Consider the following 886-nt stretch of genomic DNA (forward strand, 5'->3'; position numbering starts at 1 on the left):
CGAATATCATTACGGATAGACTCCGCAATCAGGGTTGCTGAACCCCGGCACGCTGTCGCATCGGTAACATCTAGGTAGGCCTCATCAAGAGAAAGAGGTTCAATTAAGGAAGTATAACGTTCGAAGATAGCTCGAATTTGCAGTGAGACTTGTTTGTAGACATGCATTCGACCGGGAACAACGAGCAAATGCGGGCAAAGCTGCAACGCACGAGCGGTAGGCATGGCACTACGTACGCCAAACTTGCGTGCTTCGTAGTTACACGTGCTAATGACGCCGCGCTGTTTTTCATGCCCGCCAACCGCAAGCGCTATATCTCGATAATTTGGGTTATCTCGCATCTCGACGGCAGCATAAAAACAATCCATATCGACATGAATAATCTTTCTGATTCGCTCTGACATACCCGACAAAATACTGGTTAAAAATACAGTATAATTCAATTAACGAAGCAAGAAAATGAAAGATTAAAACCACCGCTCAAAGAACATATTGCCAAGTTTCTAAAGGGTTGAATTATCTTTTTTTATCGCGGTTCAATCACGCAACATTACATCGAGCTGATCCACAAGCTCAGCCCAATCAGCATCTTCTTCAATAGCTTGTTTTAAAAATGCGGCCTGAGAATGTGTCCAGAAACTCGCTTCGTGTAAAGGTGCTGATTCACGTTTATGTCGATGCGTATTGACGAAATCTTTAATTTCTTTGGAAGAGCTCCCTAACCCGAGCTGATTGAAAAGATCAGCCATGCCATGTTGATGTAATTCCATTGTGTCCTCCGACTCGAATGAACCTTTATTTGAGTATATACCTCACCCAATTATGCGCCCGTGAAAGTAGTAATATTTCACTCTCTATGTAGAAAGCACGTCGCTTTGATACACGC

General features: G+C 43.5%; 1 protein-coding gene and 1 pseudogene. Both read right to left on the reverse strand.

Going from position 1 to position 886, the window contains the following annotated elements:
* Nucleotides 1-404 (reverse strand): annotated as a pseudogene (locus R7Q48_RS25680) (DNA polymerase IV); the annotation flags it as partial.
* A gap of 132 nt (nucleotides 405-536) precedes the next feature.
* Complete coding sequence (locus R7Q48_RS25685; RefSeq protein WP_020841183.1) at nucleotides 537-770, reverse strand: DUF2789 domain-containing protein; 234 nt, start codon at nucleotides 768-770, stop codon at nucleotides 537-539.
* Between the last annotated feature and the right edge of the window lie 116 nt (nucleotides 771-886).

It is taken from the genome of Vibrio sp. 378 (assembly GCF_033339435.1).

What these genes read in the sequence shown, in the direction of transcription:
- R7Q48_RS25685 (WP_020841183.1), bottom strand. Translation starts at nt 770, where the DNA reads ATGGAATTACATCAACATGGCATGGCTGATCTTTTCAATCAGCTCGGG.